This is a genomic window from Bartonella sp. PS17NMGDW (assembly GCF_042193555.1).
GTDB lineage: Bacteria > Pseudomonadota > Alphaproteobacteria > Rhizobiales > Rhizobiaceae > Bartonella > Bartonella grahamii.
This window is the reverse complement of sequence record NZ_JBHILY010000060.1, coordinates 1-1,611: the sequence shown is the minus strand read 5'-3', so window position 1 is coordinate 1,611 and position 1,611 is coordinate 1. Positions and strand designations below refer to the sequence as shown.

Below are 1,611 nucleotides of genomic sequence, written 5' to 3'. Positions count from 1 at the left end.
GATACATCCACATTATTTATCACTATCACAACAACACTCCCTACACTATATCTTATTACACAATTAAAACTGCTAAACATACACTACCATCAACCCCCCCCGACAAAAAAACTCTCATAAGCAAGCCCCCAATAGCTACTGACAACTAAAATGAACGAAAATCTGTTTACCCTATTCGCAACTCCAATAATCCTAAATCAACCTGCCACAATCCCCATCATTATATTTCCCATATTATTAATCCCAACGTCCAAACATCTCATTAACAACCGACTAATCACTATCCAACGCAACCTAGTACTATTCACTCTAAAACAAATAATAATAACCCATAATGCTAAGGGGCGAACCTGATCTCTAATACTAATATCCCTAATTACCTTTATTACCACAACTAACCTTCTGGGACTCCTACCCCATTCATTTACACCCACCACCCAACTATCCATAAACCTCGCTATAGCAATCCCCTTATGAGCTGCCACAGTAATCACAGGCCTTCGCTTTAAAACCAAAAGCTCCCTAGCTCACCTCCTACCACAAGGCACACCAACATTACTCATCCCCATACTAGTAATAATCGAAACCATTAGCCTGGTCATCCAACCAGTAGCCCTAGCCGTACGCTTAACTGCTAACATTACGGCTGGTCACCTGCTAATACACCTAGTTGGAAACGCAACACTAACACTACTAACTATCAGCCCCCCCGCTACTTCACTGATCTTCACACTCCTGACACTACTCACCATCCTAGAAATCGCAGTTGCTCTAATCCAAGCCTACGTTTTCACACTTCTAGTTAGCCTTTATTTACACAACAACACCTAATGGCCCACCAATCCCATGCTTACCACATAGTCAAACCCAGCCCCTGACCACTAGCAGGGGCTCTATCAGCCCTTCTAACAACATCCGGCTTAGCCATATGATTTCACTTCTATTCCACCACTCTATTAACACTAGGTCTACTAACCACAACACTAACCCTTCACCAATGATGACGCGATATCGTACGAGAAAGCACTTATCAAGGACATCACACGACACCCGTTCAAAAAAACCTTCGATATGGCATAGTCCTATTCATTATCTCAGAAGTCTTCTTCTTTACCGGGTTCTTCTGAGCATTCTACCACTCAAGCCTAGCCCCAACCCCTTATTTAGGGGGCCACTGGCCACCAACAGGTATTACCCCATTAAATCCCTTAGAAGTACCCCTTCTAAATACCTCTGTATTATTAGCATCAGGAGTAACAATTACCTGAACTCACCACAGCCTTATAAACAACAATCGAAAACAAACAACCCAGGCTCTACTCATCACAATTCTACTAGGCATCTATTTCACCTTACTACAAATTTCAGAGTACTTTGAAGCACCCTTCACCATTTCCGACGGTATTTATGGCTCAACATTCTTTATCGCTACGGGTTTCCATGGACTCCACGTCATCATTGGATCCACTTTCCTCCTTATCTGTCTCATCCGCCAACTATTATATCACTTCACACCAAACCACCACTTCGGCTTTGAAGCTGCCGCTTGATATTGACACTTTGTAGATGTTGTATGATTACTCCTCTACATCTCTATTTACTGATGAGGAC

At 42.5% G+C, this 1,611-nt stretch carries 1 protein-coding gene and 1 pseudogene; both read left to right on the top strand.

Annotation, left to right across the window (positions count from 1 at the left end; all coding sequences use genetic code 11):
• Window positions 1-489: 489 nt before the first annotated feature.
• The gene (atpB, locus tag ACFIJK_RS09185) at window positions 490-831 is read left to right on the top strand and encodes a F0F1 ATP synthase subunit A (RefSeq protein ID WP_375621879.1); all 342 of its coding nucleotides are present in this window, start codon (window positions 490-492) and stop codon (window positions 829-831) included.
• 179 nt (window positions 832-1,010) lie between these two features.
• Window positions 1,011-1,550: pseudogene (locus ACFIJK_RS09180) on the top strand (cytochrome c oxidase subunit 3).
• Window positions 1,551-1,611: the final 61 nt, after the last annotated feature.